Source organism: uncultured Dialister sp., from assembly GCA_900314595.1.
GTDB lineage: Bacteria > Bacillota > Negativicutes > Veillonellales > Dialisteraceae > Dialister.
Window position 1 is genome coordinate 1 of sequence record OMVW01000065.1, and the last position, 6,400, is coordinate 6,400.

Genomic DNA, 6,400 nt, shown 5'->3' on the forward strand with positions numbered 1-6,400 from the left:
TTCGACTTTTTTGCACAAAAAAGCACGCACCTTTCGATGCGTACTTGAACTATTTTATGAATTTCTTAAGTTAATGACATTGTGGTTAATAGATAATGGTTAATGGGTTCTACTCCGGTACGGACAGGGTGAGTGAGATAATATTATTTTCACCCGCCTGACTTAAATGCAGCTATTAACCATTAGCTATGAACTATTAGCTGTTTTTATATAGCTTGTAATTATCAGAGATGATTATTCATTGGAAAAAATGTACATCGGGGTTAATGGGATTTATTCGAATTACTCTGAAGTCATTCAGTTTTTATAAACGATACATTGTGTTTAATGGTTAATAGATAATGGTTAATGGGTTCTACTTCGGTACGGACAGGGGGAATGAGATAAATGTCTTCCTGCCCGCCTGACATGAATGCAACTATTAACTTTATCGTACAGCTTGTAATTATCAGAAATAATCGGTCACCGGAAGAGCCGGGTTAATGGATAACAGTGGAAAATCGCAGAAATTTTCAAAGGAGAACGCTGCGCTCCCTCCGCTCCACGCGCGGGGCCGGGAATACACTTTGCCCCTCGTGCGGAGATGCCCGTTCACGTAAGGCCGGGAATACAGGTACAGGCCGTTCATGTAGAGCCACCGTCTGTGTACAACCCTTAATAGCACAATTGCGGGCCAGAGGCCCGTGCGCGGAGCGCACTATATAAATTGGTTTTCCGCAGGAAAACCATATCCTTCCCGACCGCCCCGACCACTCCGATCGCCCCGATTCAAAAGTAATGGGATAAAAAAGTTCGCCTTTCGTTTTTCAACTGCTAATCACTACTCTCTTATATGATAAAATAATATAAAGAATGAAAAAGAACCGAACGAGGTGACGAGTATGACTGACACACTGGAAAACGCCCACGCTCTTTTCTGCGGGGGAAAGTACACGGAGAGTCTTGCCATGTACAACCGCATCCGGAAGTCTTCTGCAGAGGGCCGGGAAAAGGGCATTGCCGCTTCCATGGCCATGACGATTTATAAGGAGGGTCTCACGGGGCCAGGCATGAAGAAGGCCATGGAGGAAGTGGGGATGGAGGGTATGAAATATTCCTGTCCCCTGGCGCGCTTTTATTTCTACACATCCGATCAGGAAGTGAGCGATGAGGAATTCACCCTGTTTCTCACGGACCTCAGGTCTCTGGCCAAGGAGGGCAATTCCCAGGCCATGGTGCAGATGGGCCTCATTTATGCTTACGGTATCCACCTGAGGGAGGATCTGGAAAAGGCGGGAAACTGGCTGGAAAAGGCTGCGAAACTTGGAAATCCCATAGCTATGCTGCAGCTGGCTTTCCTCTATCTGGAGCCTGATTTCTCAAAAGCCGATGACCATGAGGCCTATGTGTGGACGCTGAAATCGGCGGCTTCCGGCTACCGGGAAGCGGAGTTCCAGCTGGCCTATTTCTTCTGGCGGGGCATCGGAATCGAAGAAGATCAGGCAAAAGCGGTCTTCCTCTTCCGGAAGGCGGCTGATGCGGGTCAGACGGAAGCCTGCGGGGCTCTTTTCCATATTTATAGTGAACTGGGCTTTGAGGATGAAAACGGAAAAGAAGTACTGGATCCGGAAAAGGGCTTTCTCTATGCGAAAAAGGGCGCTTCCCTGGATGATCATGACTGTACGATGGACCTGGCCTTCTGCTATTACCGGGGCCTGGGCACGGAGAAGGATTTCGAAAAAGCCAGGGAATGGTATGAAAAAGCCTGGAACCGCGCCGATCCGGCGGCCGGCTGTGCCCTGGGCACCATGTATGCGGAGGGCTGCTTTGGCGATGACCGGAAGAAAGAAGGTATTTCCTACCTGAACCAGGCTATTCGGGAAGGCAGTGTAGACGCCATCCGGGAGCTGGGCCTCTGCTATGCCTATGGCATGGGTGTGGAAATCGATCAAGACAGGGCCATTTCCCTGCTTCAGGAAGGAGTTTCCGAAAAAGACGGCCCTTCCGCGAGAGAACTGGGGAAAATGTATCTGAAGGACCGGAAATTTCAGGAATCCTTCGATGCTTTCAGGAAGGCCGATGAATATAACGATGGAGAAGGCTCTTTCTACCTTGCCCTTTTCTATATCAAAGGAGTCATGGTGCCGAAAAATTTCAAAAAGGCCCAGGAAATCCTCTACCGCTCTGCCGGAAACGGCCACAAATGGGCAAAGGACCTGCTGGATAAAGGCTTCTCCCATATCGAAGGAGTCATGTGAGATTTTTTGCCTGCCGGTTCGACATGAGGGTTTGAGGCAAATGAGCCTGGAGCTTTGAGGTATTCGTATGGCCTGCCGGCTCGACTTGGGACTTGGAGGCGTTTGAGCGGGCGGCTTTTAGGTATTCGTGTGGCCTGCCGGATCGACTTGGGACCTGGAGGCGTTTGAGCGGGCGGCTTTTAGGTATTCGTGTGGCCCTCCGGTTCGACGTGAGGGTTTGAGGCAATTGAGCCTGGAGCTTTTAGGTATTCGTATGGCCCTTCGGTGCGACATGAGGGTTTGAGGCAAATGAGCCTGGAACTTTGAGGTATTCGTGTGGCCTGCCGGCTCGACTTGGGACTTGGAGGCAATTGAGCCTGGGGCTTCAAGGTATTCGTATGGCCTTTCGTCTCGACATGAGGGTTTGAGGCAATTGAGCCGGGTGCTTTGAGGTATTCGTATGGCCGGCCGGTGCGACATGGGGATTTGAGGCGTTTGAGCCTGGAACTTTGAGGTATTCGTATGGCCTGCCGGCTCGACTTGGGACCTTGAGGCATCTGAGCCTGGCCCTTTAAGGTATTCGTATGGCCTGCCGGACCGACATGAGGGTTTGGGGCTTTTGAGCCTGGAACTTTGAGGTATTCGTGTGGCCTGCCGGCGCGACATGAGGGTTTGAGGCAATTGAGCCTGGAGCTTTGAGGTATTCGTGTGGCCCTTCGGCTCGACATGAGGGTTTGAGGCAATTGAGCCCGGAACTTTGAGGTATTCGTGTGGCCTGCCGGTTCGACATGAGGGTTTGAGGCTTTTGAGCCTGGAGCTTTTAAGTATTCGTAAGGCTCATCCCGCTTACGACCTTAGCCATTAGCCATTAGCTATTGGCCATTAACCATTAACCATTATCCTTTCTATATTTCAGTTTCCTTTTGTACCACTGATAACTATAAACTAAAAAATAATCGTTTTCACAAAGAGAGGCATGACAGATGACTGATGCATTAGAAGAAGCGCAGAATCTTTATTTACAGGGGAAATACAGGGAAAGCCTTGCGGCTTTTGAAAAAATTATTGATGATTCTGAGGATGAGGAAGAAGAAGGAATTGCCAGAGGCATGGCTTTTTACGTCCGTTCTTCTTTTTTCCCGGGAAGCCAGCCGGATCTTGAAAAAATCATGGAAAACCTGCTTCGCGGACTGGAGCTGGAATCACCGCTCATTGCTGCCCATACGATGCTTCATTTCCCGAATTATGCAAATTTTGGGGACTCGGAAGAAGTGCTGGAAGATTTACGCTGCCTGGCGGATGAGGGAAATATAGCCGCATTGAATCTGATGGGTGCTCTCTATGTATCCGGGGTGCTGGTGGAAAAAGATTTACACGAAGCCCTGAAATGGCTGCTGAAGGGCGCAGAAAAAGGAGATCCCCGGTCTATGATGGATGCAGCTTCTGTTTATGACTATCCTGATTTCGACGGAGCTGATGATGAAAAGTCGGAAGCACTCCTCCGCAAATCGGCAGACGCCGGTTATCCGGAGGCGCTTTACTCGCTGGGCCGCGATTATTATGAAGGGGTCCATGAGGAAAGGGACATCCGGAAAGCCTATGAACTGATGGAAAGAGCGGCAAAAGCCGGTTACAGCGTATCCGCTGTAGACATGTGGGAACAGTACCTGGATAATGGCAGGGAAATCGAAGAGGCGCTGCCGGATATTTCCGAGGATAAGCTTCTGACATACCTGAAAGAGGCGGCAGATCTGATGAACGATGATGCCGTGTACGATCTGGGACAGTATTATTCCATCAACGGCGATATCAGAAATGCGGAGAAATATCTGAAACAGGCCATGGATATGGGAAATACGGATGCTCAGGTGGAGCTGGGCGGTCTGTATATTTTTGATAAAAAGAGTGAAAAAGACCATAAAAAGGGGATCTCCCTCCTTAAAGAAGCGGCAAAAGAAGGAAACGGCAATGCCCTTTCCACCCTGGGGGCCTGCTATCTTCAGGGAGACGGGGTCAAAATGAACCGGAAAGAAGCAGTGAAATACCTGAAAAAAGCGGTGGAAGCAGGATCTGCCGAAGGCATGACCCTCATGGTTCAGGTATCCCTCATGGATGGAAAGAAGAAAGATGCCGTGAAATATGCGAAAATGGCGGCGGACCTGGGTGAACCCCACGGCCAGTTCGTGCTGGGTTCCTTCTATCTCATGGGAGAGGGAGTGCCGGAGAACAGGCAGACCGCCGTATTTTACCTCCGAAGCGCCGCCATGCAGGGGGTCGAAGAAGCGCAGGACCTTCTGAACCGCATCAATCTGGGGCTTGTCTGAAAATGTTTCACGTGAAACATTGAAATGATTGGCAGGCAGAGAAAATTCTTGAGGCGCCGGGTGTCCGGCTGTTTTGAGATACTATGGTCTGACCATTATATTTACAGGAGAAAAAATAATGACCGGTGAGAATTTATTTCTTCAGGGAAAAATCGACGAAGCATATAAAGCCCTTCAGGACGAAGGGACTCCCAGGAGCTTCTACCTTCTGGGCCTCATCTGCCGGGAAGGCTATGGCCATCAAAAGATGGACGAGAAGAAAGCGGAGGAATATTTCAAAAAGGGAAAAGATCTGGGCGATCCCCTGTGCGGCCTCTCCCTTTTCTCCGGCGAAAAAGATCAGACTATGTGGGATACGGTAAATGAGGATTTCTCCCGTATCCTTCTGGCTGCGGCGGCGGGCGACGTGCTGGCCATGGACGAGGCAGGCCTTTTCTACACCGGAGGGGGCATGCTCCTCGATTACGAAGAAGGAATGAAATGGCTGGCCAAGGGCGCTTTCTACGAATACTGGAAAGCCCTCTACGACCTGGGCATGGCCTATGAGGCAGGACTTGCCACGGCGCCGGATATGGAAAAGGCAAAAGTCTGCTTCAGGAAAGCGGCTGAATGCAGCGACAAAAATTCCGAATACGAACTGGCGGACATCCTCTACGAAGAAGGAAAGACGGGAGAAGCGCTGCGGCTCATGGACAAATCCGCAGATCACGGCAATGAAGAAGCCGCGTATTTCCTTGGGAAATACTACGAAGAAGCGGAAAATCCGGACTTCCACAAAGCCTTCCACTGGTATGAAACAGCTGCCCGCCTGGGAAGCGCCGAAGCCATGGAAGAACTGTCCCATTTCTACGAAAAAGGACTCATCGTGCCAAAAGACCTGAAAAAAGCGGCAGACATCCTGAAAGACTCCTTTACTCTGGGAAATAAAAACGCCCTCTTCACCCTGGGCCTCTTCTATATGGGAAACGGAAAAGAAGAAGAAGCCCTGCCCTGGCTCGAAGCGGCAGCGAAAATCCCCAATAACAAAGCGGCCTACATCGCAGGCATGATGTACCTCACCGGCCGGGGAACCGAAGAAAACAGGGAAAAAGGCATCGACTACCTCACCCTCGCCGCAAATCTCGGCAGCGAAGAAGCGGAAGAAGAACTCCGGCGGCAGGGGGGAATGTTTTTCTGATAAGATTTATCATCGAATAATCACTAACCACTGAGCACTGCAAACTTTGACGAGTGCTTAGTGGTTAGTTTTTAGTGGTTGGCAGTTAATAGAGTCATTGAAAAACGGAGGGCGGACTTATTTCTTCGATAACTTTTGAATCGGGGGAATCGGGGCGATCGGGATGATCGGGGCGGTCGGGAAGGATATGGTTTCCTGCGGAAACCAATCTTATATAGTGCGCTCCGCCCACGGGCTGTTGCCCCCCATTTGTGCTGAAAATGATTGTACACAGGCGGTGGCTCTTTACTAACGACCTGCCCCTGTATTCCCGGCCGCACTAGAATTTGTAACTCCGCACGAGGGACAAAGTGTATTCCCGGCCCCGCGCGTGGAGCGGAGAAAGCGCAGCGCTCTCCTTTTGAAGTTTCTGCGATTTTCCACGTTTATCCATTAACTCAGTTCTTCCGATGACTGATCATTTCTGATAATTACAGCTGTACGATAAAAGTTCATAGTTCATGGTTAATAGTTAATAGCTGCATTGATGTCAGGCGGGTGAAAATAATATCATCCCACTCACCCAGTCCGTGCCGGAGTAGAACCCATTATCTATTAACCACAATGTCATTAACTTAAGAAATTCATAAAATAGTTCAAGTACGCATCGAAAGGTGCGTGCTTTTTTGTGCAAAAAAGTCGAA

3 protein-coding genes are annotated in these 6,400 nt (G+C 49.8%); all 3 read left to right on the forward strand.

Annotated elements, in window-relative coordinates:
- The first annotated feature begins 881 nt into the window (after positions 1 to 881).
- The 3 genes from QZN42_RS09790 to QZN42_RS09800 all read left to right on the forward strand — a co-directional run bounded on the left by QZN42_RS09790 (position 882) and on the right by QZN42_RS09800 (position 5,717).
- Entirely contained in the window at positions 882 to 2,237 is a 1,356-nt protein-coding gene (locus tag QZN42_RS09790) for a tetratricopeptide repeat protein (protein WP_296957181.1), read from the forward strand.
- 962 nt (positions 2,238 to 3,199) lie between these two features.
- Entirely contained in the window at positions 3,200 to 4,540 is a 1,341-nt protein-coding gene (locus QZN42_RS09795; protein WP_296957183.1) for an SEL1-like repeat protein, read from the forward strand.
- Positions 4,541 to 4,658: 118 nt separating this feature from the next.
- Positions 4,659 to 5,717 carry a tetratricopeptide repeat protein gene (locus QZN42_RS09800; protein ID WP_296957185.1) on the forward strand — a complete coding sequence of 353 codons (1,059 nt, stop codon included), beginning with the start codon at positions 4,659 to 4,661 and terminating at the stop codon, positions 5,715 to 5,717.
- Positions 5,718 to 6,400 lie beyond the last annotated feature (683 nt).

Excerpts from the sequence above, each read along its gene's own strand:
- QZN42_RS09790 (WP_296957181.1), top strand. The coding sequence starts at position 882 with ATGACTGACACACTGGAAAACGCCCACGCTCTTTTCTGCGGGGGAAAG.
- QZN42_RS09795 (WP_296957183.1), top strand. The coding sequence starts at position 3,200 with ATGACTGATGCATTAGAAGAAGCGCAGAATCTTTATTTACAGGGGAAA.
- QZN42_RS09800 (WP_296957185.1), top strand. The coding sequence starts at position 4,659 with ATGACCGGTGAGAATTTATTTCTTCAGGGAAAAATCGACGAAGCATAT.